The following is a 21,705-nucleotide window of genomic DNA, read 5'->3' as shown; positions in this document are numbered from 1 at the left end:
TGACCCGAAGCCTGCTGACCCGAAGCCTGCTGACCCGAAGCCTGCTGACCCGAAGGCTGAGGACAAGAAGGCTGAGGACAAGAAGGCTGAGGACAAGAAGGCTGAGGACAAGAAGGCTGAGGACAAGAAGGCAGAAGATAAGAAGTCTGACGCTAAGACCGGTGCACAGGACTCTAAGTCTGACTCCAAGTCTGTTCCGGATGCTGTGAAGGATGATAAGTCCGATTCTTCCAACGGTGGTTCCTCGGTTGCTAAGAGCGACGCTGGCTCTTCGCGTGGCCCTTTGGCTAACACCGGTGCTAACGCTGTGATGCCGCTGGTTGCTTTCGCTTCGGTGGCTCTGATTGCGGGTGCTGCTCTGATGGTGCGCCGCCGCAAGGCATAGTTTCTTGCTCTAGTTTGAGCGGATGCGCCCCGTACACTGTGCGGGGCGCATTTTTGTGCCCTTGATGCCGTGATGCCGTCGTGCCTGAATGGGGCAGGCGTGGGTGGGGAGGTGGGTGTTGGGGAGTTGCCGGATGGCTGCCGGGGGGGGGGGCTGTTTAGCTGGACAAGAGTCTATACGGTGGGTCTTGCACTCGGTGTAAAATATGTGACTCAATTCACCGCTTTTCGATTTGGCTGTTCCCGGGAACCTCTGTATAGTTATATGTGTTGCTAGGGAGACCTGGTAAAAGAGATGCAAGTCTCATGGCCCCATCGTATAGCGGCCTAGTACTCCGCCCTCTCACGGCGGCAACACCGGTTCAAATCCGGTTGGGGTCACACTAGGAAAGAAGCTCTCCAGTCGAAAGATTGGGGAGCTTCTTTGTTTATATCTGTATCTGTCGGATGATCTTTTAGATTCTATGGTGCCGCCGTGAGCCTCTCACGGCACCGCTCCTTACGTCGCGGCACTGCGGGGCATGATGGATTTCCTCGCGCGCTCGGCATCATGCCCCTCCGTCACCTGTTCACATCCGGTTGGGGTCACACTAGGAAAAAGCCTGGTTTCTTCGGAAGCCAGGCTTTTTGTTTATACCTGTCTTTTCAAGAAAGAGTAAAGGCGAAAAGCCACATGTGTTTCGAAAAGCCACGTTTATGGTGGCCTCTCGAAACACATGTGGCTTCTCAGGCGATATAGGGGATCCGGACTCTACTGTGCCGACGCCTCAGCGGAAGCAGTAGTAGCCTCCGCCGAACCCTCAGCAGAACCTGCAACGGTCACCTCCGCAGACGCAGCACACTCAGCCGAACCGCTCGGGCTCACGACGAAACCGGCGAAGCAGACGCAGTACCCGGAGCACGACGCACCATACGCCAAGTGCCGTCCTGGTAGTGCGCCACAATCTGGCCAGCCACCGGCTTACCCGGGTACTTGAACACCTCGGTCAGCGGCTGCACACGATTATTAGTCTTGCTGTACACGCCAGAACCCTCAGCACCATCAATCACCATCTCGGTTGCCCAAGTGTAGTAGCCGGTGCGGGTGTCCTTGGTCGGGCGATCAGCAGTCAGCGACAGAATCATCGGATGCTCCGAACCGACCACCCAGCCGCTCTCCGAAGCGTACATGCTCTGGAAGAACTCAGCCACAGTCGAGTAGTCGCCGGTGTGGTCAATGTTCGTGAAGCGTACATCGTCACCGGTCAGCAGCAGGTAGTTCAAGGTAGCCTGCCAGTATGCAATGAACGCGTGCAGACCCTCAACACTGTTCTCACGCAGCTTCGCCGGCTCCAAGGGAATCGCAACGTTTACAGCCTTGTGCTCCTTGGTGCCGGGCTCAAAAGTGCCGGTGGAGGAGTAGTCGGCAAGAACGACCTTGCCCTTCATGCTGGGGCCAGCCTCAACGGTGGCGGTTGCCTCCGCGGTGGGGGAGACGGACGCGGTAGTGCTTGCGGTCGAAGAGTCGGTAGTGGACGCGCTCGCGGTCGCCGAAGATTCGGAAGACTTCGAGGAACATGCGGCAAGAAGTGCAGCGGTTCCCAGACCCAGTGCGGTCAGGGCGGTGCGGCGGGTATACATGGTAGACATGGGGCTCTTTCTGAGGTGAATAAAGTGTGTGCCGGAAATAAACTAATTCCAGAATATCGCAGGGGAGTGGTCAGCCCAATGTTGTGTGCGTCTCCAACGCCGTAAAAGTGGCGGTAGATGATGAAACACACGGGACCCTGTGAGGTACATCATTGCTTTCTATGTCGGAGAAGAACTGCTTGCCGTAGGCTTGATCGAATTTGCTACGTTACTTTCTCCAGCAGGGCTGACTGCCCAACGCAGGCCATACAAACCAAAAAAAGGAAGCTCCCGCAGGCAGCCTCAACTACATGCGGGAGCTTCCCCTGTATCTCTTCCTCTAAATATAAAAGTGACCGCCTGCAAGAGGCGTTGGTGTTCTAGGCCTTAGACTCACTCTTTTTGGAAGAATCCACATCGGAGGAATCTTCCTCACTGACCATGAACCAGGAGCCGTCCTTGTAGTCCATCGTAAAGTTAGTTACTTCGCTCTTGGAAGATCCTTCCTCGGCTAGGGGAATGGGGGCCTGGCCCTCAACGCGGAGCTTCGCCTTGGGGTCCTGGATGAAGCGTCCGATCCAATCGTAACGGTTGCGGCCACCAGCGGCTTTCTTCGGGGCATCAGTCAGAAGCTGAACGGTAACCGGTGCATCCGTGTCGTACACCCAGCCCTTGGCAATGGAGTACACAAGAACAACATTGTTGTGATCGTTCGCAAACTCACCGGCAGGGTCAGCCTTCTTGAGCGGCTCGTAATCGCCCGTCATGAACATGTAGTTGAAGCTTGCCACCCAGTAGCAGAGGAACTCGTACATGCCCTCAATGGTCGCCTCATTCATCTTCTCCGGAGCAATAGGCTTAGGTACGTTCTGCGCCTTCTTCTCAGCCGTGGCAGGAACGTACTCGCCGTTCTTCTCGTACTTGTCGAGCTTCACCGTGCCCTTGTACGACTTCTTAGCAGACTCAGTCGCTGAAGCAGATGCCGAGGCGGATGCGCTCGCAGATTCAGAAGCGCTGGCACTCGCCGAAGCCTCACCGGAAGCGGAGCTATCAGCCAGCGGACGAATATCGCTAGCGCAAGCAGTCAGCGCTACAGCCGCGCCGGCACCGGTAGCAGCAGCTAGTGCGGCACGTCGAGAAAGAAAAGTTGCCATGAAAAATCCTTAAGTAGTGCGTATCAGAAGATGAGGGAAACTAACTATTGTTGTTCAAAAGCATGCGCCACATGCCTTCTTTATACTCCATGATGAACTTCGTCGTGCGGGGAATCGTCTTTTCCTCCTCAACGATAGTTGCATCAGGCTCACCCTCAATGTGGTACTTAGCGGCAGGATCATACGCGACGGTCACAAGCCACTCATAACGGTCCGGCTTATCAGCAACCGGCTGAAGCTCATTCTCCGCAATCTCAATCTTGTACGGCTGATCCGAACCGTAAATCCAACCCAGACCCGACTCATAGAGCCTAATTATGGTCCTAGAGTTCCTCAAAAAAGCCTTCGCCGGATCCGCCTTCATCAGCGGCTTAACATCGCCGGTCAGAATCAGATAATTCTGGGAGGCAAGCCAATAACCCATCAGAGCGTAGGCGCCTTCGGAGCTGTTTTCCTTCATCTTCTCCGGGACCAGAGGCTTCGGAACGTTCTGCGCCGGCGCATCCGCATTCGCAGAAATGTAGGTGCCGTTCCGTTCATAGTTATTGAACTTAACCGGACCAACATACGAGCCGGGAGTGTGACCATCCGTCGGAGAAGGCGACGCCGAGGCACTCGCAGAAGAGGAAGCCACGCCAGAAGCAGCATCGGAAGCCGAGCCAGAGGAACCGCCGGAACTCTGCGACAGCGGGCGAATATCGCTAGCGCACGCAGTCAGCGCCGCAAGAACACCGGTCGCACCAACCCCCAGGAGAGTACGTCGAGTGAAGAAGGTAGTCATCGGAAGCCCTTCGTTGGAGCCAATACAGAGCAAACAACGCCACACACCGCGGCAGGCATACGCACCCCGTACAGACCTATCAGTACGTCAATGTATATATTTTTAAGGTTACCCGAGAGCCACCAAATAGCCCCGCGACCACCTTGAATGTTCAGAAAAATAAGACCCCACACTCATCGTTTCACCAGGCGCGGGGTCTTAGGGCACGAGAAGTCACTACGGAACGACCCCCTGCAAAGCGGCAACTACGCGGCGCTAGACAGCTCCCACTGGCCGTCCTTGTACTCCAGTCGGAACCTCGCCACCTTCTTCTTCGACTCATCGGTACTCGTCGCTTTCTCAGGCTGACTCCTATACTGCCGCATCATCTTGGGGTCCATATGGGCGAGGCCCTCCCAAATGAAGGCAACGTTATTGCTGCCGGGCACCTCCCGAGGAGCATCAGCCAGCAGATCAACAATATACGGAGTTTCTGTACCGTACACCCAACCAGTGCGACGCATACAGCTTGATTGTGCTCTGGTACTTCTCCCAGCTGTAGCCCTTATAGTAAACCGTCTCAATCGGGCCCGGGTCACCCGAGATCATCAAATGGTTCAATCTCGCCAGCCAGAAACTCAAGAAAGCGTACGCACCATCAATGCTGTGCTCATTGATATTTTCCGGAGGGGCAGGCCTCGGCACGTTATCAGCCGGATTCGTAGCGGTCGCTACAACATATTTGCCGTTCTCCACATAATTCTCGAAAGTGATGATGCCCTTATACTTCCCGCCCGAAGAGCGAAGACCCGAAGCAGCAGAAGCACTCTCAGATGCCGAAGGAGAAGCACTCGCAGACGCTGAAGCGGAAGCAGTTTCGGAGGCGGTCGCAGCCTCCGACGGAGAAGCCGAGCCGGTACTATCGGCCAGCGGACGAATATCGCTAGCGCACGCAGTCAACGCAGAAAGCGCGCCAGCAACAGTAACACCCAGGGTGGTACATCGAGTGAAGAAAGTAGTCATCGGAAGTCCTTCGTCGGATCCTTCATCCCCCAAAAACCGTCAGCACGAAGCTCACAACCTGTAGGTAAAGACCACATGTAGTACCTCAATGTATATACGTTAAGCGTACCCGAGGCACCCTCCGCCGACCCCGGCCATCCGCAGGGTTTCCGCCTGAGTGTTCCCTGCGTTCCCTGTGTTTCCGCAGAGTTCCAGCAGAATCTTGGCGAAGTTTCGGCACAGTTTCGGGACAAAGAGGCCCCGCCTATGGTGTATTACCGCGGGCGGGGGGAGAAGCCTATCTCAAACCGTTAGGCCTGAACCGTTTAGGTGGGGCCTAGACAGCAAAAGAGCTCGAGGAAGAACCAGACGAAGAAGAGTCCTCATTGCCGGTGAGCATAAACCACTTACCGTCCTTGTATTCCACAGCAGCCTTCATCAGCTTGCCGTTCGGGCTAGAGTCCGTCTTAAAAGGTATATCAGACTGACCCTCACGATGAATCTTTGCATCAGGGCTGTAGTTCATGTAGGTCGCCCAGCTGTAACGGGTGCTGCTACCGGAAGGCTTCTGCGGCGCGCTAGAAATCAGCTCAAGAGTAATCGGGGTATCCGTACCGTACATCCATCCCAAATCGCTCTCGTACATGAACGTAAATTCCTGCAGGCCCTTCACATACACATCTGCAGGGTCAGCCTTGTTCATCGGCTCAGTATTACCGGTCATTAGCGCATAGTTAAAGCTCGCCAGCCAGTAGCCAATGAACGCATAAATACCATCAACGCTCTGCTCGTTCATCTTCTCCGGAACGAGAGGCTTGGGCACATTCTGTGCCTTCTTCTCAGCCGTAGCAGGAACGTACTCGCCGTTCTTCTCGAAGTTATCGAACTTCACGAAGCCCTTGTAGGACTTGCCGGAAGAGGCAGACGCGGAAGCACTAGCCGAGGCGCTCGTGGATGCGCTTTCGGACGCACTCGCGGAAGCCTCACCGGAGGGGGAACTATCAGCCAGCGGGCGAATATCGCTAGCGCACGCAGTCAATGCAACCAGTACGCCGGCACCGGTCGCACCCAGTGCCACGCGGCGGGACATACCAGCAGAGGTAGGGGAAGGGCTCGTCATAATCAGCCTTTCAAAGGAAGTCAACAAAGGAGATCGAGTGAGTTGACAACCCCATCATAACCTAAAGTACGCAAATATGTATCAAATGTTTCCATCTGCATTATTTTGCGAAGAAAAGGTTAAAAAGTTGCAATCAGTGCCCTAGGACGCTGAGGGGCTCGCAGACTCCGTGCTCTTATCAGCATCCTTATCCTCCTGAATGCTCATAAACCAAGCACCCTCCTTATACTCCACAACGATTCTCATCGCCTGGCCCTGCGAACCTTCTGCCCCAACCAGGGACTTATTGCGGTTATCGCCTTCCATCAGATGCCTCTAGCCAATCAGCGCATAAATACCGTCAATACTCAGCTCCTGCGCCTTCTCCGGCATGATCGGTTTGGGCAAGTTCTGTGCCTTCTTCTCGCAGCGGCAGGAATGTACTCGCCGTTCTTCTCAAAGTTATCGAACGGGACCTTACCCTTATACGACGTATTCGCAGACGGCAACGCCGGCGAAGCAGACGGGCTCGCACTCGCCGATTCAGAATAAGCAATATCAACTGGCGGATGCACCGTACGCGCACACGCAGACAACACCGTACGCGCACACGCAGACAACACCGTACGCGCACACGCAGACAACACGGCAACAAGACCAACACCGCCCGCACCCAGCGCGGTGCGACGGCTCAAGGCGATGGGCTTAGAAGCGGAGCTAGTCATCAGCAGTCTTTTGGTGAAGTCAACGGACAAGGAGGAGTGAGTCGACCCCCCCCATCATATCCGTCGCACCTTAGAGCAACCGTAAAGCACCGGCGAACAACAAATAGCCGGGCGCATATGAAGATACCCCGTAGCTGCCACACAACAAAAGACAGCTACGGGGTGAACAATGTAATACGCCTCAACTTAACCGGACGCACCGACTGACGGAGCAGCTAACGGAGCAGCTGCGCAAAATTACGGCGCGCCTGAGCCACCTTCGGGCTCACCACAAACGCACAATAACCCTGCGCCGGATTCAACGCGTAATAGTTCTGGTGATAATCCTCAGCCTCATAGAACACACCCAGGGGCTTAATCTGCGTAACAATGGGGGAGGAGTACAGCTGCTGAGCACGCGCCACCGCACGCTCAAACGCCTCACGCTGCTGCTCATCCGCGTAGAAAAGCACCGAACGGTACTGTGAACCGGTATCCGCACCCTGACGATCCCAGCTGGTCGGATCGTGGCTAGTGAAGAAAATATCCAGCACCGTATCCAGGCCAATGACCTGCGGGTCAAAGCTGAGCTTCAGCGCCTCCTGATGCCCGGTCGCACCCGAACACACCGAACGATAATCAGGGTCGGGAGTATCGCCGCCCGTGTAGCCGCAGACGCTCGCCTCAATCCCGCGGAACTGGCGGTACACCGCATCCAGGCACCAGAAACAGCCGCCGGCAAGAACAACATCAGTCATGATTCCTCCTCGAATATTGGGTCTCGAACTAACACTTAGAGAACCACACTACCTAAAGAACACCGTAGGGCCGCACAATATTCCTGCGCTACCGCAGGCTTTGGCGTAAACCACCCACATCCCCACTGCGCCACCTGCCCCGCCGCGTTACCTGCCACAATAGAGGTATGACTGAAAAACTAGAAACCCCCACCCTCGCAGAAGTCGTCGACGCCTTCCACACGCTCTTCCCGCCGCAACTCGCCGCCGGATGGGACGCCTCCGGCCTCGTCGCCGGACGTGGCGCCGCTAAAGTGAGCACCGTCCTCTTTGCGGTGGATGCCCTCACCGCCACCGCCGAAGAAGCCGTAGCCGAAGGCGCGCAACTACTCATCACCCACCACCCGCTACTGCTACGCGGCGCAAAGTTCATCCCTGACAGCGACTATAAGGGCAACGTTCTGCACACCCTCATCGAAGGTGGATGCGGCCTGCTCGGCGCGCACACCAACGCAGATGCCGCCGTTGAAGGCGTGAATGAAGCACTCTGTGAGGCTATCGGCCTGATTGATTGTGAACCGCTTACCGAAGCACAAACCCAGGTACTCGACGAACAGGAACACACGGTAGGCACCGGTCGCCTCGGCACCCTACCTGAAGAAATCACCCTCAAGGAACTGGCAGAACGCCTCGCTGCGGTGCTGCCCGCAACCGCCGGTGGCCTGCGCATCGCCGGACGCGCCGACCAGCCAATCCGCCGCGTCGCCCTCTGCGGCGGTGCCGGTGACTCTCTCTTCGGCGCCGTGCGTGCCACCGACGCGCAGGTGTACATCACCGCCGACCTGCGCCACCACCCCGCCAGTGAATTCCGTGAAACTGCACGAGTTGACGGCAGCAACATCGCTCTGATTGATTGTTCCCACGCAGCCAGCGAATCCCTGTGGTTGCAGTCGGCGGCAAACCGCCTGCGCGCCCTGCTCGCTGAGCGCGGCTTCACCATCGAAACGAAGCTGTCCACGCTGAACACCGACCCGTGGGACTTCACCGTCTCCACTGGCGTGGCAACCGGTCAGGAGGCGCACTCGGCAAGCACCGAACCCGCCGTCACATGGACCAGCCTGACTGAACAGTAAACGCTCAAAGTAGCGGCTGAAGAGCTGCCAAGAGCCAAGAAATAGACACAGTAAAGCCCGGCCTGTACGCGTCCGACAGGAATCTTTCATCAAGGATTCTCAAAAGAACGTAAAGGCAGGGCATTACTTCTGGGAGGGGGGCACCCCGCGAACGCGAGCGGTCTAAACGACCTTACGTAGCGCGAGCCTGGAATGCGCCGATCAGAGTCACCAGCTCACCATGTGCTGAGCATCGAAAGCGCCGCAAATGTGGGAAAGTGGTTTTACAGGGGGAAATACAGGTTTAAGCCCCTAGAAAAATAGTTAAAAAATCTTCAATATGATGTAAAAAATAAGCGAAAACAAATAATTGGGCAACCTACTGCTCATGCACTAGCAGAGTCAAAACACCCGCCTTACGCGCCGTCGGCAGAGTGCACTCCACCGACCAGTCCTCGCTGACCGCCTCCAAAAATTCGGCAATACCCGCTGTGGAACCACCAATAGGACGAGCCGCCAAACCCGACTGAATCAGGTAGCGCGCAAACAGGCCACGGTAATGCTTCGCCATATGCGAGACGACCTTACGCGACCCATCAGCCGCCACACGCTCCACACGAACCGCCAGAGTCTGTGACGGGGAAGTCACCCACGACTTCGCGTAGGCTGCAGAACGGCAATCCAGAATCAGCTGGTCCTTCGCGGTCGCCTCCAGAGCGGTACCTAACGCGCCCTTCCAGAAGGAGGCGAGCGCACCCACCGAACCCAGCTTTATGCCCATCGACAGGCGGTAGGCGGGGATCGCGTCCTCGGGGCGCAGAATACCCCACAGCGCCGAAGAAATTAGTAGCGACCAGTGCGCGGCATCGCGTTCGGCGGGGGAGAAGCTTGCATAATCCAGTGCTTCAAAGAGCACGCCAGTGTAGGTGCGGATCGCGGGCTGTGCTGGTTCGGTCAGCAGGCGCGTATTGCGTTCCACCTCTGCTTTAAGAGAGGAACCCACCTTGAGCTCCGCCAGAGCGTCTACGCTGGCGCTTACCTGCGCCAGCTCCTCCAGAACGCTCTCACGCTCAGCCGTAAGCTCAGGGAACGAGAGGTCAGCAAAGCATACGGGCGCGTTACCAGTGGGGGCGGAGGTTTTACCTTCGGAGGGGGGAAGAAGAATCAGCATCTCTCCAGTGTACCCGCGAGACGCCGGTGTGCCCCCAACACGCCCCTGTGCACCCGTGAGGGAGCCCGGGACATAGCCACCTCCAAGGTTGTGCGTATAATGGGTTGGGTGAAACGGGCCGTCCGGGCAATCGCGAGGCATACGTGTTTCGAGGAAAGTCCGGGCTCCGCAGCACAGGATGGTGGATAACATCCACTCGGGGTAACCCGCAGGCTAGTGCCACAGAAAGTAAACCGCCGCGGTTCGCCGCGGTAAGGGTGAAAGGGTGGTGTAAGAGACCACCAGCGGGCGCGGTGACGTGCTCGGCTAGGTAAACCCCATTCGGAGCAAGGTCAAACAGAATACGCCATGGTAGGGTAGTGCGCCCGATCCCCGTCAGCTTCCTTCACGGAGGTGGGGCGCGTATTCGGGTAGACTGCTTGAGACGTGCGGCAACGTACGTTCTAGATAGATGATTGCCTCAAAACGCTCCTTCGGGCGGCGTTTTAGACAGAACCCGGCTCATAGGATGACCCGTTTCACGCTACCGTTAGCTGACGGAAAACATCATCGGCTAATGGAAAACGAAGACCGCGAATGCGCTTTTAGAGTGCATTCGCGGTCTTCGTTTTAAATTCTCGGGAGGTTTCTGACCATTAGAAGAGCTCGTGATTAGTGGCCGAACGGATCCGGATCCACGCCGGGCATCCACGAGTTACCGTCAACGGTCCAGCCTTCCTTCTTCACGACCTTCTTCATCTTGCCGGTCCACTTCTTGTTCAGGCGGTTCACGTACAGCTTGCCGTCCAGGTGGTCAGTTTCGTGCTGCATGCAACGTGCGAACCAGCCGGTCGCCTCAAACTGGACGGGGTTGCCGTGCTCGTCAAGACCGTTCACAGTCACCCACTCGGCGCGCTTGAGGGGGAAGCCGTAACCGGGGAAGGACAGACAGCCCTCTTCTTCCTCGTAGGGGTCCGGGTCAGCGGTAGAAATCTTGCCCAGGGTCAGTACCGGGTTGATGATGCAGCCGCGCGGGGGAACGCCGTCCTCATTCTCCATCTTGTAGGTGAAGATGCGCAGGCCCACACCAATCTGCGGTGCCGCCAGGCCCACGCCGTTGGATGCGTCCATGGTCTCGTACATGTCAGCCACGAGTTCCTTGAGCTCATCATTAAACTCGGTGACGGGTGCCGCGGGGCGGTGCAGAACGGGGTTGCCGTGAATAACGATGGGGCGAATAGCCACGGAATTATCCTTTGCTTGTGTTGAACGGGAACTGTTGAATGGGAACTTGCCGGGTGTGTCTGCCTCGTGAAGATGTACCTCGTGAAGATGCGGTGCGCCCTGTTCCCGCTCGCTGGTTTAAAGTGCGGGTGTAAAAGCTCTGTTCCGGTACACCGTATGCGGGTCAACCGAACAGGAGGGGGTAAAGCGAAAGGGCCGTTACGGATAACCATAACGACCCTTTCCATCGGGGTGATCGACGGGGGTTGAACCCGCGACCTCCTGGACCACAACCAGGCGCTCTGCCAACTGAGCTACGACCACCATGTGCTTCGCTTGGTTTCCCTTGCGATATGCAACGGATACCACTGTACAGGAGATTTAGAAACCTGCCAAGTTGAAAAGCCGTGATGCTCGTTACATGCTGTGCTTAAGCCTCGGATGCCTCTGCCGCCTCAGACACGGAGGCCTCAGCCTCGCTCTCAGCTGCCTCGCGTGCGGTACGCTCAGCCTCCACCTTACGCGCAATCTGCGCCGAAACAATCGCATCCGGGCCCTGCGGCACAAAAATAGCGCGACGGTAATACTTCAACTCATCAATCGAGTCCTTGATATCACCCAGTGCACGGTGGTTACCGGTCTTCGCCGGGGCGCTATGACGAGCCGCCGGGTACCAGCGCGACGCCAGCTCCTTAATGGTCGACACATCAATCACCCGGTAGTGAAGGTGCGCCATGACCTCGGGCATGTAGCGCTCCAAGAAACGCTTATCCATGCCCACCGAGTTGCCGCCCAGCTGCGCCTTGCCCGCCACCGGAACATACTTCTTGATGTATCGAAGCACCTGCTCCTGCGCGTATTCCATCGACACACCGTGCTCAATATCGGGTAGCAGACCCGACGCCTCATGCATCGAACGCACAAAGTCATTCATGTTCTCCAGCGCACCGGCAGGAGACTCATCACCGGGCTTGATGACGAACTCAACGCCAGAACCCAGAATGTTCAAATCGGCATCCGTGACCAGAACGCCCACCTCGACGAGAGCGTCGTTCTCCACGTCCAGGCCGGTCATCTCGCAGTCAATCCATACAATACGTTCACTAGAAATACTCACCCTCCCACTCTACCCCCAAACGCCGTCGGCCCGGCGGACAGCACGTCACAAAAAGGCACAAGAGGGCGCTAGAAGGGCACGAGAGGATGCGCAAACGGCGGCAGCGGGGGAGAATAGCGCCACTCTGCGTGCCCGTGAGGAACGTCCACAAGTGCCTTCGCAACAGTGATTCTCGCAAGTGCATCCAAGGGCTCCGGTATGATAAAAACCAGAACAACGACGCAGATAGAAAGGGAGTTATGCGCGCACCAAAAGAGCTAGCACACCGGCTCACCACCCCCGGCGCACACGACGCACCCCTCTCACCCAAACTCTTGGACTACGTCAATAATCACCGTCTGCGCACGCTGATTATCGGCACCATCGGCTCCATCATGGTCACCCTCGGCTCCTACGCCGTCGGCTGGCTCGCCGACAGCTCCAGCTTCTGGCGCTACGACATTATCCGAGCCATCCGATTCGAAGCCGCATGGGTCATCACCGGCATTATCATGCTCGCCCTCGGCGCCATGATCATGTGCCGCGAATGGCTACGCATCTACCAGAAAATGGGCGACTGGAACGAACCCAACACCATGCGTTGGATGATTGCCGTCATCACCAGCTGGTCCCTGCCGCAGGTCTTCGCCTTCACCATCTACAGCCGCGACATGTTCTCCTACTACGGGCAGGGCATGGTTATGGCGCACGGCCTCAACCCGTACAAGCACGGTGTCTCCGAAATCTCGAACTTCATGCAGAACGGTGCGGACCCCATGTGGGCGGAATCTCCGCCCCCGTACGGCCCGGTCTCCCTCAAGCTCGAAGAGTGGATTGTGCGCCTAGCGGGGGAGAACATTGACCTCTCCCTCTTCTACTTCCGCCTGCTCTCGGTGCTCGCGGTCATCGGCATCCTCTTCTACGTGGCAAAACTCGCCAAGGCACACGGCTTCAACCAGGTCCGCACCCTCTGGCAGATCGGCCCGAACCCGCTGTTCATCGCATCGTTCATCGCCAGCGGCCACAACGACTCGCTCATGACCATGTTCATGCTCGGCGGCCTCTACTACGCCAAGCGCTACCGCGACACCTGGTGGGGCGGCCCGCTCGGCGTGACCTTCGTAGCCCTCGGCGTTGCTGTCAAGCCGCTCGCCCTCGTGGTGCTGCCATTCGTGGGTCTGCTCTGGGCGGGTAAGGAAGCCTCCTGGCCGCGCAAGTTCATCTTCTGGGCGCTTTCCGGTGTGCTACTGCTTGCCGAAATGGCGCTCATGGGCTGGGTGACCGGACTGGAATTCGGCTGGATCAAGGCACTGTCCACCACCGGCGGCCAGTACATCTGGTACACCCCCTTCGGCCTGATCATCGGTACAGCATCCCTGTTCGTTCAGGGCGACGCCTTCGAGGTCATCCGCAAGCTCATCGAAACCGTTGGCAAGGGCATCGGCATGCTCGGCGCCATGGCAATGGCATTCGTCGGACGCGACCGCAACATTGTTCGTCACGCCGGCCTCGCGATTTTGTTCATGCTCCTGTGCAGCCCCATGATTCAGCCCTGGTACCTGCTCTGGGCAATCCCGATGCTCGCCGCAACCGGCCTGCGTTCGCATTTTCAGCTCATGTGGTACTTCATCACCACGCTGTTCTTCATGGCGTACGGTGTGAGCGACCAGTTAAACGTCTCGCCCTACCTGCGCGATTTCAACCAGGACATGGGTCGACTCATCGCAACCGTCATCTGCCTGGGGTATATCATCTACCTGGTCGCCCTCGACCCGGCAACCCGCCGCCTGGTGTACGTGAGCCTGCACCCCACGCAGATTCGCCGCACCACCATCCGCCTGTGGTGGCAGCTGTTCCCCGGCGCATCTAGCCGCCGTGCACGCCGCCGCGAGGTGAAGACGGCAGAACGGGAAGCCCCCAAGGTAGGCTCCTAGCGCGCCAGCCGGATGCACCGCCAGCGGACCGGCCCCTGCGTGAGAGGTGTGGTGCATGGGAAGCATAAATTCTCATGTACCCTAGAGGAAGGCCTCAGTAGCTCAGAGGATAGAGCAGGAGCCTTCTAATCTCTTGGTCGGGGGTTCGATTCCCTCCTGGGGCGCCACATGTAAAAACCGCCCCGCACCCTAAACTCAGGGTGCGGGGCGGTTTTCTTTATGCTTTTTACGTTGGTGGGCCGCGAGGTGCCGGGCGGCTATTTCTAGGCTGGGATTACTTCTTTGCGGGAATCAATTCTTGGCCGGGGCTATTTCTTGGTTGGGTTGGTGTCCTTGCAAGAGTTGAGGACGCGTTCCATAACTTTCTTCTCGTCCGCGGTCACCCATAGCTTGTACTTCGCCTTCACGTGTACCTGGCGTGCCACGTAGGTGCAGCGGTAAGCGGTGTTGCTCGGCAGCCAGTCGGCGGCGTCTGCATCGGACTTCTGCTGGTTCGCCGGGCCGTCTGCAGCGAGCAGGTTCTCCGGGTCGTTCGCCAGCTGGCGGCGCTGCTCTGCGGTCAAATCCTGCGCGCCGGTCTGCCATGCGTTCGAAAGAGCAATTACGTGGTCGATCTGCACAGCCGAGGAGGTCTTCTTGCCGCGCTTGAACTCTATGGTTTTGCCGGTGTACGGGTCATCCAGAGTGCCACTAATCAAGGTGCATGCGTGGGTCCTGACCTTGAAACGAACATTGGTCAGGTCGCGGCGCAGAATGTCGTCGCGAGTGTTGCACTTGTTGCCGTCAACGTCATCCCAGGCGGGACCGAACTGATCACGAGAGTAGCCAGCCTTCGACGCGCGTTCCTTCACCTGCAGGGACGCCAGCTCGCTCTTCGCGGTCGCCAGATCCGGTGCGAGCGCAGTCGCGGGATCAACCGCATTGTACGGGTTTTTGACCTCGGCGAGGGTTTCGGTCTGAACGTTGGTCTCTTCATTATCGGTGGCGGAGGTCGTCTTATCCGAACCGAGTAGCCCGTCCACACCGTTCTTACTCACGTAGACCAGACCAATAATCAGTACGATCACGGCAAACACAGCGAGCAGACCGTATATGAGGCGCTTCTTCTGCGGGTCCATCGAATCGGGCAGCTTGGGCAGGTTGCGTTGAATCCGCTGAAGATCCTGCAGCGTGGGCAGGTCGTTGCTGTTGATGGGCTTTTTGCTCACGGAAACTCCAGGGGTAGATCGGGAAGCGGCTGAGTGCACCGCATCATCAAGGATAGAGCGCGCGGGATAGAACTAGGTAACTTGAGGGTAAAAATAGCCGCCCCGAGGCTGAGATACCTATCATGATGTCGAATGGGGCGTAGCCGTCATATTTCTGCAGGAAGCGTGTTGCCCGCGGGCGATTTTTGAAAAAACGGGCTAAAAAGTTTAAAAACTCTATCCACAGGCGGTGCCCAAAACCGCAAAACGCGAAGTTATCCACAGAAGCGGTAACCACCGGGTGCAGGAGCGGGTCAGCCCTGGCAAGGTGAAGGAACCCATCCACTAGTTTCTAAGGAGAAACCATGAGCGACACCATCCTGATCCGAGGATTCACCGCCTCCGACCCGGCACTGAGCACCCTGCCCAACGGGGTGCCCGTCGTGAACTTTCGCCTCGCCAGCACCCCGCGTTGGCAGGATGCCACCGGCACCTGGAAAGAAGGTGCCACCAACTGGTACACCGTGAAAGCTTACCGCCGCCTTGCCCAGAACATTGCCACCTCCATTGAGAAGGGGCAGCCACTGGTCGTGAGTGGCCGCCAGCGCATTAGCCGCTGGAACCGCGAAGACGGCACGCAGGGCACTACCGTAGAGGTGGATGCCTTCGGCATCGGTCACGACCTGAACTACGGTACGAGCACCTTTGCCCGCACCGTGGAGAAGCGCATGGTCAACGAGGGTTCCCTGCAGGGTGCATCTCAGCAGGGTATGCCGCACTCGGGCGCGCCGTTGCAGGAGGCGCCTCAGTACACGCAGCAGTATTCCCCTGCGCACGTACCCCAGCAGAACGCGGAGGCGCCGGGCGTGATCGCTCCGGGTGCCCTTGTACAGAACGATGGAGCGCAGAACGGCGCATCCCAGAGTGAGGGAGTGCAGAGTGACGAACCTCCCTTCTAAAAGTGCTCCCCGGATGCTTGCATAAACGCGGGTGCATTGGGATAATGGAGCATTGTGTTGATATCGGGCACGCCCCTGCCGCAGGGGGAAGAGCGACCAACGATGTCAACCTTCGGGCACCAATCCTGTCCGAAGCATGAAGTTTTCTGTCCCGCAGTGGGGCAGAGCAATCTGAGTCTATTTGACCTGCGGCAGATGGCTCTGGAGATCTACAACTATGCAGACTCTTGACTTCCTCGACAAGAAGTCCCTCCGTGACGACATCCCCGCATTCGGCCCCGGTGACACCCTGAACGTTCACGTTAAGATCGTTGAAGGTAAGAACCACCGTATCCAGGTCTTCAAGGGCTTCGTCGTTGGCCGCCAGGGTGCAGGCGTTCGCGAGACTTTCACCGTCCGCAAGGTTTCCTTCGGCGTTGGTGTGGAGCGTACCTTCCCGGTTCACTCTCCCTCCATTGAGAAGATCGAGCTGGTGACCCGCGGTGACGTCCGTCGTGCAAAGCTGTACTACATGCGCGACCGCCACGGTAAGGCTGCTCGTATCCGCGAGAAGCGCGAGTTCTAATCTTTATAGATACAGAATTCTGTTGCAAACCGCTCCCCAACCGCATTTTGCGGGAGAGGAGCGGTTTTTGCATATTCTGAGACCCCGCTTTCTGAGAACCTTGTCGCTCTCAGAAAATAAAAGCCCAAGAGCGCAAGCACTCTCGATACAATAGCTAGGTACCGTTTCACTCGAGCTAGGTATCTCTCAAACGAAAGGCTCACTCCAGCATGGCAGACGACAAGAACACTGCGAACACCAGCCCCTTCTCTGAGGGATACCAGCCTCAAAGTCGCCGCGAGCGCCGCGAAATGGAAGAATACTTCGCGCGTCTCGCCGCCGAAAAGACTGTAGCTGAGAAGGCGGCTGCCGAGCAGAATGCCGCAGAGAATGCGGGCACTGAGAAGGCGGCCCCCTGGGCGGCATCCGCGGGCGCTACTGAGGCGACCGAAAGCGATACTAAGAGCACTTCTGAGCGCACCCGCGAGGTGGTAGCTAGCGCCGAGGCGAGCGCCGCCTCCGCAGATGCAACCGCAAACAGCGCCGCCGCGACTTCTTCCGCGAAGGATGCGAAGAAGAGCGCCGCAGAAAAGAGCGCTGCAGCGAAGAATGCCGAGCGTGAAGAATCCGCCGATGAGGAGAGTGCCGTAGACATGGAAACTACCAAGGACTTCTCCGAAATGACCCCCAAGGAACGCCGCAAGGCAAAGCGCGCCGAACAGGCGGAGCTGACCTACTCCCAGGCGCAGGAAGAAGGCCGCCTCGGTGAATGGCTTTGGGTGCAGGCACGTGAGGGCGGCACCGTCATCCTCTACGCGCTGGTCATCGCATTTCTGGTTAAGACTTTCCTGCTGCGCGGCTTCTACATTCCCTCCGGTTCCATGGAGCAGACCCTGCAGGTCAACGACCGCGTGTTCATTAACGTGGCGGGCTCCTACTTTAGCGAGCCTAAGCGCGGCGACGTCATCGTCTTCAAGGACTCTCAGGGCTGGATTCCCTCCACCCAGAAGACCAGCAGCCCGCTCAAGGACGCCCTGTCCTTCGCGGGTATTCTGCCGGATACCTCCTCGAACTTCCTGGTCAAGCGCGTTATCGGTACTCCCGGTGACGTAGTCGAAAGCGACGGCAACGGCAAGGTCAAGGTCAACGGCGTAGAGATTACCGAACCGTACCTGTACCCCGGCAACAACCCTTCGGAGGTTCCCTTCAAGGTGACCGTGCCCGCCGGCAAGTACTTCGTGATGGGTGACCACCGCAGCAACTCCGCCGACTCCCGCTACCACATTAGCGACGGCACCGCGTTCATCTCCAAGGGCGACGTGCAGGGTAACGTGTTCGTGGTGGCGTGGCCGCTGAACCACTTTGGTCTGCTGCAGGATCAGAGCTCGGTGTTCTCCTCGATTCCCGCACCGACCTCCACCCCGAGCGAATAAGCGAGCGTGGTAATGATGGTGAGCGCCCAGAAGAGCGCAACGAAACCCACTCAAGCTAAGCCCGCGAAGACAACCCCGCCCGCCGCCGACCTTGAGTACGAGCAGCAGCTTTTCGCCTCCGGCGCCCGCACGGTTGCCGGAATCGACGAGGTAGGCCGCGGTTCTATGGCGGGTCCGGTCACCGTGGGCGTTGCAATCCTCACCCCGGACGCCACCCTCGAGGTGGGTGGGCTAATCGACTCCAAGGCGCTCTCACCGGCACGCCGCGAATCCTTGGTTCCCGAAATCCGCCAGTGGTGCGCCGTGGCGGTTGGGCACGTGGAACCGGCAGATATTGATCGGCTCGGCATGACCCTCTCGCTGAGGCTTGCCGCCCAGCGTGCGCTCGCTGAGCTGGCGCGCTGCGGATACCGTGCCGACACCGCCCTGCTGGACGGTAAGCACGACTGGTTCACCCCTCCGCAGGAGGACCTGTTCAGCGTGCTGGCACCGGACCCGGCACAGGCACACTACAACGTACTGCTCGCCCAGGCGTGGGAAGGTGCAGGTGAGCCCGCGCAGATACCGGTGACCATGGTCATTAAGGGCGATTACAAGTGTGCCTCCATCGCCGCCGCATCGGTGGTTGCGAAAGTGGAACGTGACGAGCTGATGGTTCAGCTGGATACCCTCTATCCGGGGTACGGCTGGGCGAAGAACAAGGGCTACGGATCCACCGCTCACCGCGAGGCGATTAGCGTGCAGGGCCCCAGCCCGCAGCATCGACTCTCATGGTCACTTCCGGCGACCGCCGAGCAGATTGAGGCTGCTGTGGCACAGCGCGGCTAGAGTGTGCGGTGCTCCTGAAAACCGCGCCTCGGAAGCCTGCGAAAGCCTAACATGTCACCGCTGAATTAGTACTAATAAAGCCCAGAAAAGGAAGAGTAGTGAGCGCAGAAGACCTCGAAAACTACGAGACAGACGCCCAAATGGCGCTCTATCGCGAATACAAAGACGTCATGTCGCTCTTTAGCTACGCGGTAGAAACCGACCGACGCTTCTACCTGGCGAACCAGGTGGACGTCACCCCGCACGTGCAGGACGGCACCCTCTACTTTGAGGTGAGCATGAGCGACGTGTGGGTGTGGGATGTATTTCGCTCCAACCGCTTTGTGAAGAAGGTGCACGCCTACTCGGTGCGTGACGTGAACGTGGAGGAGCGCCTGCCCAACCAGGAGTTCACCGTGCCGGAAATGCCGGACTTTAACGCCTAGCGCACGCCTGATTTACCGCCTTGCCGGGGGTAAGCGTGCGCTGCCGAGCTGCCGAGCCGCAGAATCAGGTGTTGAAACCGCGTGATGAAGCTGCGTTATGAAACTGTGCGATGAACTCGCGCAAATATGACGCGTTGAATCGGCACCCGAGCGGCGTTTTTGAAAAATATACCCCAAAATTTTAAATAAATGGCTGTGGATAACCTCTAATTCCTTCTAGGAGCCGAGGTTATCCACAGTTTTTCGTTAACCGTCTTCGGGCACGCGCGCGGCGGGCACAGTAGAAGCACTACCGCTATCTACCGGGGGAGAGACCCATGACAACAGCCCGCGCCACAACCCTAAGCGCACCCAACAGGCCCCTGCTCGTCAGAACCCCGCCTCGCGCCCACAGCGTCGGCAGGTGGGGTGAGGAGCTGACCGCCCGCATCCTGGAAGCGAACGGCTACCGCATCCTGGAGAGGAATTGGCGACCGCCCGCGGGGCTGGAACACGAACAGATCCGCGGCGAGCTCGACCTAATCGCCATTGACCCCGAGGACGAACTGGTTTTCGTTGAGGTCAAGACCCGCAGCAGCGAAGACTTTGGGCACCCGTTCGCTTCCATTGACCGCGATAAGGCGCGCCGCACGCGATTGCTGGCGATTCTCTGGTGCAGGCTGCGTGAGAACCTGGATTTTCCGCGCTTTCGCATTGACGCAATTGGGGTGACCGGAACCTGTGAAACCTTCACCTTCGAGCATCTGAAGGCGGTGGCGTAATGGGATTCGCACGCACCTATTCCGTGGCGCTCGTGGGCTTGCGTGGGCATATTGTTGACGTCGAGGCTGACATCTCGCAGGGCTTGCCCGGCTTCGTACTGCTGGGTCTGCCCGATACCGCCCTCAACGAGTCTAAAGAGCGTGTGCGCTCCGCGGCGAAGAACACCGGCATAACCCTCACTCAGCACCGGCTCACCGTGAACCTGACCCCCGCGACCCTACCCAAACGAGGCTCGGCGTTCGACCTAGCCATTGTGGTTGCGGCATTGCAGGCGGAGAAGAAACTGCACCCCAGCGGTGATAGCGTCTTCCTGGGGGAGCTGGGACTGGACGGAACGCTACGCCCTGTGCCGGGCATCCTGCCGGCGGTCAAAGCCGCCGTGGATGCCGGACACCACCGCGTGATTGTGCCCGCCGAAAATGCTGAGGAGGCGGCGCTTATTCCCGGCGCGCAGGTGAGCGGTTTCCGCTGCCTGGCGGAGGTTTTTGCCGCTCTCGGCGCTGAGAGCAAGAAGCTGACCTACCCACCCGCCCCGCAGACGGAGGCGAGCGCCCCGGTGGCGAAATCGGCTGAAATTCCCTCGGATATGAGCGATGTTGCCGGTCAGTCGCAGGGTCGTTTCGCCCTGGAAATTGCCGCTGCGGGCGGTCATCACATGCTGCTGACTGGCCCGCCCGGTTCCGGTAAAACCATGTTGGCGGAGCGCTTGCCGAGCATCCTCCCGACCCTCGACAACGATGCCGCGATGGAGGTGACCGCGATCCGTTCCCTCTGCTCGGCGGGGGAGCACCTGAGCGAGCTGGTGCGTCAGCCGCCGTTTGAGGCGCCGCATCATAGTGCCTCCGCGCCGGCGATTCTGGGCGGTGGTAGCGGCATTCCCCGCCCGGGCTGCGTGTCTAAAGCGCACCGCGGCGTGCTCTTTCTGGACGAGGCGCCGGAGTTCAAACGCACGGTGCTCGATTCGCTCCGTCAGCCCCTGGAGTCGGGAACCGTGACCCTGGACCGTTCGAGCGCGTCGGCGACATATCCGGCGCGGTTTCAGCTGATCCTGGCGGCGAACCCGTGCCCTTGCGGCATGAACGTGGGCACCGGTACGGAGTGTACGTGTGCTCCGCGTGAGCGTCGCGCTTATTTTGGGCGGCTGTCCGGCCCGCTGGTGGACCGTATTGACGTGAATGTGACGGTTCCGAAGGTGTCTTCCACGGAGCTTGCGGGCGGTCAGGTGAACGAGAGTTCGGCACAGATTCGTGAGCGCGTCATGGCGGCGCGGCAGGCTCAGCGTGAGCGCCTGGAGCCGTACGGGTTGAAGACGAATGCGGAGATGAACGGCAAGATTCTGCGCGGCCCGCTGCGTCTGGATGCGAAGCTCACCGGCGAGCTGAATGCCGCCGTGGACCGCGGAACGCTGACGGCTCGCGGCTACGACCGGGTGTTGCGTATCGCCTGGACTCTTGCCGATTTGGAGGGTGCCGCCTACCCGAGCCGGGAGCACCTGGATGTGGCGCTTTTTCTGCGGCAGCAGGGGCAATTGAAATAATGTGCCAGCTGAAATAGCGTGCCAGCTGAAATAGGGTCAGCTGAAATAGCGAGCCGGTTTATAGAA

The 21,705-nt window shown here is 58.5% G+C and carries 23 protein-coding genes, 3 tRNA genes and 1 other RNA gene; 13 read left to right on the top strand and 14 right to left on the bottom strand.

The window, feature by feature from the left end; all coding sequences use genetic code 11:
• Positions 1-385 (top strand): LAVTG motif-containing sortase-dependent surface protein (locus tag NML54_RS07155; RefSeq protein WP_254757015.1); only part of this gene is annotated, 385 nt, incomplete at its 5' end.
• Between the two features lie 307 nt (positions 386-692).
• Positions 693-765, top strand: a tRNA-Glu gene (locus tag NML54_RS07150).
• A gap of 480 nt (positions 766-1,245) precedes the next feature.
• Here NML54_RS07150 and NML54_RS07145 read toward each other — a convergent pair.
• The 9 genes from NML54_RS07145 to msrA all read right to left on the bottom strand — a co-directional run bounded on the left by NML54_RS07145 (position 1,246) and on the right by msrA (position 7,469).
• A complete protein-coding gene (locus NML54_RS07145; protein WP_254757013.1) occupies positions 1,246-2,013 on the bottom strand; it encodes a DUF6318 family protein in 768 nt (255 codons plus the stop codon).
• A 359-nt stretch (positions 2,014-2,372) separates the two neighbouring features.
• The gene (locus NML54_RS07140) at positions 2,373-3,146 is read right to left on the bottom strand and encodes a DUF6318 family protein (protein ID WP_254757011.1); all 774 of its coding nucleotides are present in this window, start codon (positions 3,144-3,146) and stop codon (positions 2,373-2,375) included.
• A gap of 40 nt (positions 3,147-3,186) precedes the next feature.
• The gene (locus NML54_RS07135) at positions 3,187-3,927 is read right to left on the bottom strand and encodes a DUF6318 family protein (protein WP_254757009.1); all 741 of its coding nucleotides are present in this window, start codon (positions 3,925-3,927) and stop codon (positions 3,187-3,189) included.
• 245 nt (positions 3,928-4,172) lie between these two features.
• Positions 4,173-4,412: a DUF6318 family protein gene (locus tag NML54_RS07130; RefSeq protein ID WP_254757007.1), complete on the bottom strand. Its 240-nt coding sequence runs from the start codon at positions 4,410-4,412 to the stop codon at positions 4,173-4,175.
• Positions 4,381-4,929 (bottom strand): DUF6318 family protein, encoded by a 549-nt coding sequence (locus NML54_RS07125; RefSeq protein ID WP_254757005.1) that lies wholly within the window; start codon positions 4,927-4,929, stop codon positions 4,381-4,383. The genes NML54_RS07130 and NML54_RS07125 overlap by 32 nt, the downstream gene beginning before the upstream one ends.
• A 316-nt stretch (positions 4,930-5,245) precedes the next feature.
• Positions 5,246-6,028 (bottom strand): DUF6318 family protein, encoded by a 783-nt coding sequence (locus tag NML54_RS07120; protein ID WP_254757003.1) that lies wholly within the window; start codon positions 6,026-6,028, stop codon positions 5,246-5,248.
• A 141-nt stretch (positions 6,029-6,169) separates the two neighbouring features.
• Positions 6,170-6,334 (bottom strand): hypothetical protein, encoded by a 165-nt coding sequence (locus NML54_RS07115; protein WP_254757001.1) that lies wholly within the window; start codon positions 6,332-6,334, stop codon positions 6,170-6,172.
• Positions 6,335-6,343: 9 nt separating this feature from the next.
• Positions 6,344-6,400 (bottom strand): hypothetical protein, encoded by a 57-nt coding sequence (locus tag NML54_RS07110; protein WP_254757019.1) that lies wholly within the window; start codon positions 6,398-6,400, stop codon positions 6,344-6,346.
• A gap of 547 nt (positions 6,401-6,947) precedes the next feature.
• Positions 6,948-7,469 (bottom strand): peptide-methionine (S)-S-oxide reductase MsrA, encoded by a 522-nt coding sequence (gene msrA, locus NML54_RS07105; protein WP_254756999.1) that lies wholly within the window; start codon positions 7,467-7,469, stop codon positions 6,948-6,950.
• 167 nt (positions 7,470-7,636) lie between these two features.
• On the opposite strand from msrA, the gene NML54_RS07100 reads away from it, so the two are divergent.
• On the top strand, positions 7,637-8,581 hold the full coding sequence (locus NML54_RS07100) for a Nif3-like dinuclear metal center hexameric protein (protein WP_254756997.1): 945 nt from the start codon (positions 7,637-7,639) through the stop codon (positions 8,579-8,581).
• 358 nt (positions 8,582-8,939) lie between these two features.
• Here NML54_RS07100 and NML54_RS07095 read toward each other — a convergent pair whose 3' ends face one another.
• A complete protein-coding gene (locus tag NML54_RS07095; protein ID WP_254756995.1) occupies positions 8,940-9,731 on the bottom strand; it encodes a YaaA family protein in 792 nt (263 codons plus the stop codon).
• A gap of 114 nt (positions 9,732-9,845) precedes the next feature.
• Between NML54_RS07095 and rnpB the strand changes: the two genes are divergently transcribed.
• Positions 9,846-10,251: RNase P RNA component class A (gene rnpB, locus NML54_RS07090), an RNA gene on the top strand.
• A gap of 131 nt (positions 10,252-10,382) precedes the next feature.
• Here rnpB and def read toward each other — a convergent pair.
• From def to orn, 3 genes are all read right to left on the bottom strand, one after another.
• Complete coding sequence (gene def, locus NML54_RS07085) at positions 10,383-10,955, bottom strand: peptide deformylase (RefSeq protein WP_060823562.1); 573 nt, start codon at positions 10,953-10,955, stop codon at positions 10,383-10,385.
• Positions 10,956-11,185: 230 nt separating this feature from the next.
• A tRNA-His gene (locus tag NML54_RS07080) sits at positions 11,186-11,258 on the bottom strand.
• A 106-nt stretch (positions 11,259-11,364) separates the two neighbouring features.
• The gene (orn, locus tag NML54_RS07075; protein ID WP_254756993.1) at positions 11,365-12,051 is read right to left on the bottom strand and encodes an oligoribonuclease; all 687 of its coding nucleotides are present in this window, start codon (positions 12,049-12,051) and stop codon (positions 11,365-11,367) included.
• Positions 12,052-12,290: 239 nt separating this feature from the next.
• Between orn and mptB the strand changes: the two genes are divergently transcribed.
• A complete protein-coding gene (gene mptB, locus NML54_RS07070; protein ID WP_254756991.1) occupies positions 12,291-13,964 on the top strand; it encodes a polyprenol phosphomannose-dependent alpha 1,6 mannosyltransferase MptB in 1,674 nt (557 codons plus the stop codon).
• A 91-nt stretch (positions 13,965-14,055) separates the two neighbouring features.
• Positions 14,056-14,131: transfer RNA gene (locus NML54_RS07065), tRNA-Arg, on the top strand.
• 141 nt (positions 14,132-14,272) lie between these two features.
• Here NML54_RS07065 and NML54_RS07060 read toward each other — a convergent pair.
• On the bottom strand, positions 14,273-15,172 hold the full coding sequence (locus tag NML54_RS07060; protein ID WP_254756989.1) for an HNH endonuclease family protein: 900 nt from the start codon (positions 15,170-15,172) through the stop codon (positions 14,273-14,275).
• A gap of 344 nt (positions 15,173-15,516) precedes the next feature.
• On the opposite strand from NML54_RS07060, the gene NML54_RS07055 reads away from it, so the two are divergent.
• The 7 genes from NML54_RS07055 (at position 15,517) to NML54_RS07025 (ending at position 21,639) form a co-directional block, all read left to right on the top strand.
• On the top strand, positions 15,517-16,110 hold the full coding sequence (locus NML54_RS07055; RefSeq protein ID WP_254756987.1) for a single-stranded DNA-binding protein: 594 nt from the start codon (positions 15,517-15,519) through the stop codon (positions 16,108-16,110).
• 217 nt (positions 16,111-16,327) lie between these two features.
• Positions 16,328-16,675 (top strand): 50S ribosomal protein L19, encoded by a 348-nt coding sequence (gene rplS / locus NML54_RS07050; RefSeq protein WP_012903660.1) that lies wholly within the window; start codon positions 16,328-16,330, stop codon positions 16,673-16,675.
• A gap of 209 nt (positions 16,676-16,884) precedes the next feature.
• Positions 16,885-18,087 (top strand): signal peptidase I, encoded by a 1,203-nt coding sequence (gene lepB, locus NML54_RS07045; protein WP_254756985.1) that lies wholly within the window; start codon positions 16,885-16,887, stop codon positions 18,085-18,087.
• Positions 18,088-18,102: 15 nt separating this feature from the next.
• A complete protein-coding gene (gene rnhB / locus NML54_RS07040) occupies positions 18,103-18,915 on the top strand; it encodes a ribonuclease HII (RefSeq protein WP_254757017.1) in 813 nt (270 codons plus the stop codon).
• Positions 18,916-19,013: 98 nt separating this feature from the next.
• Positions 19,014-19,340, top strand: coding sequence for a DUF2469 domain-containing protein (locus NML54_RS07035; RefSeq protein ID WP_005506259.1), 327 nt, complete (start codon positions 19,014-19,016; stop codon positions 19,338-19,340).
• A 317-nt stretch (positions 19,341-19,657) separates the two neighbouring features.
• Positions 19,658-20,101 (top strand): YraN family protein, encoded by a 444-nt coding sequence (locus NML54_RS07030; protein ID WP_254756983.1) that lies wholly within the window; start codon positions 19,658-19,660, stop codon positions 20,099-20,101.
• Positions 20,101-21,639: a YifB family Mg chelatase-like AAA ATPase gene (locus tag NML54_RS07025; protein ID WP_254756981.1), complete on the top strand. Its 1,539-nt coding sequence runs from the start codon at positions 20,101-20,103 to the stop codon at positions 21,637-21,639. Before NML54_RS07030 ends, NML54_RS07025 begins: the two co-directional genes overlap by 1 nt.
• Positions 21,640-21,705: the final 66 nt, after the last annotated feature.

Source organism: Rothia gullae (genome assembly GCF_024294905.1).
In the GTDB taxonomy this organism is placed as follows: Bacteria; Actinomycetota; Actinomycetes; order Actinomycetales; family Micrococcaceae; genus Rothia.
This window is presented reverse-complemented; position numbering and strand designations above follow the sequence as displayed.

What these genes read in the sequence shown, in the direction of transcription:
- NML54_RS07140 (WP_254757011.1), bottom strand. Translation starts at nt 3,146, where the DNA reads ATGGCAACTTTTCTTTCTCGACGTGCCGCACTAGCTGCTGCTACCGGT.
- NML54_RS07115 (WP_254757001.1), bottom strand. Translation starts at nt 6,334, where the DNA reads ATGGAAGGCGATAACCGCAATAAGTCCCTGGTTGGGGCAGAAGGTTCG.
- NML54_RS07135 (WP_254757009.1), bottom strand. Translation starts at nt 3,927, where the DNA reads ATGACTACCTTCTTCACTCGACGTACTCTCCTGGGGGTTGGTGCGACC.
- NML54_RS07095 (WP_254756995.1), bottom strand. Translation starts at nt 9,731, where the DNA reads ATGCTGATTCTTCTTCCCCCCTCCGAAGGTAAAACCTCCGCCCCCACT.
- msrA (WP_254756999.1), bottom strand. Translation starts at nt 7,469, where the DNA reads ATGACTGATGTTGTTCTTGCCGGCGGCTGTTTCTGGTGCCTGGATGCG.
- NML54_RS07025 (WP_254756981.1), top strand. Translation starts at nt 20,101, where the DNA reads ATGGGATTCGCACGCACCTATTCCGTGGCGCTCGTGGGCTTGCGTGGG.
- rplS (WP_012903660.1), top strand. Translation starts at nt 16,328, where the DNA reads ATGCAGACTCTTGACTTCCTCGACAAGAAGTCCCTCCGTGACGACATC.
- mptB (WP_254756991.1), top strand. Translation starts at nt 12,291, where the DNA reads ATGCGCGCACCAAAAGAGCTAGCACACCGGCTCACCACCCCCGGCGCA.
- NML54_RS07055 (WP_254756987.1), top strand. Translation starts at nt 15,517, where the DNA reads ATGAGCGACACCATCCTGATCCGAGGATTCACCGCCTCCGACCCGGCA.
- NML54_RS07145 (WP_254757013.1), bottom strand. Translation starts at nt 2,013, where the DNA reads ATGTCTACCATGTATACCCGCCGCACCGCCCTGACCGCACTGGGTCTG.
- NML54_RS07100 (WP_254756997.1), top strand. Translation starts at nt 7,637, where the DNA reads ATGACTGAAAAACTAGAAACCCCCACCCTCGCAGAAGTCGTCGACGCC.
- NML54_RS07125 (WP_254757005.1), bottom strand. Translation starts at nt 4,929, where the DNA reads ATGACTACTTTCTTCACTCGATGTACCACCCTGGGTGTTACTGTTGCT.
- rnhB (WP_254757017.1), top strand. Translation starts at nt 18,103, where the DNA reads ATGGTGAGCGCCCAGAAGAGCGCAACGAAACCCACTCAAGCTAAGCCC.
- lepB (WP_254756985.1), top strand. Translation starts at nt 16,885, where the DNA reads ATGGCAGACGACAAGAACACTGCGAACACCAGCCCCTTCTCTGAGGGA.
- NML54_RS07120 (WP_254757003.1), bottom strand. Translation starts at nt 6,028, where the DNA reads ATGACGAGCCCTTCCCCTACCTCTGCTGGTATGTCCCGCCGCGTGGCA.
- NML54_RS07030 (WP_254756983.1), top strand. Translation starts at nt 19,658, where the DNA reads ATGACAACAGCCCGCGCCACAACCCTAAGCGCACCCAACAGGCCCCTG.